This is a genomic window from Adlercreutzia sp. DFI.6.23 (assembly GCF_024462535.1).
Lineage (GTDB): Bacteria > Actinomycetota > Coriobacteriia > Coriobacteriales > Eggerthellaceae > Adlercreutzia > Adlercreutzia rubneri.
Genome location: NZ_JANGBP010000100.1, coordinates 1 through 432 on the forward strand (window position 1 = coordinate 1; position 432 = coordinate 432).

Annotated in this window: 1 protein-coding gene; it reads left to right on the forward strand. The window is 63.0% G+C overall.

Features of this window, described 5'->3' with window-relative positions; all coding sequences use genetic code 11:
* Window positions 1-376: YbaK/EbsC family protein (locus NE591_RS12520; RefSeq protein ID WP_256156777.1), on the forward strand; the 376-nt coding region annotated here is incomplete at its 5' end.
* Between the last annotated feature and the right edge of the window lie 56 nt (window positions 377-432).

Sequence of the window (432 nt, forward strand, 5' to 3'; positions counted from 1 at the left end):
GAAGAACCTCTTTTTGCGCGACGACAAGAAGCGCAACTACTATCTGGTCGTCATGCCCGAGGATAAGCCGGCGAATCTGAAGGCTTTGCCGGCGGCTCTCGGAGCGCGGCCCTTGCGTTTTGCCTCGGAAGAGGACTTGCAGGGAATTCTCGGTCTGCGCGGTGGGGCGGTCTCTCCTTTCGGCGTGCTGAACGATACGGAAGGGAAAGTGCAGGTGGTGTTGGATGCGGCTTTGCGCGATTGGCCCGCCGTGGGCGTGCATCCCAACGACAACACGGCCACGCTGCGCGTTCCTCTGTCCGACTTGCTGGCGCTGTTCGAAGATCGCGCCGTGCCCTATCGGTTCGTCGCCACAAGCGAGGCTTCTGCGCAGTAGGGCGCTCGGCGTAGCTTCGCGACCAGCGTCGCAACTCCATGGCTGACGCCGAGCGC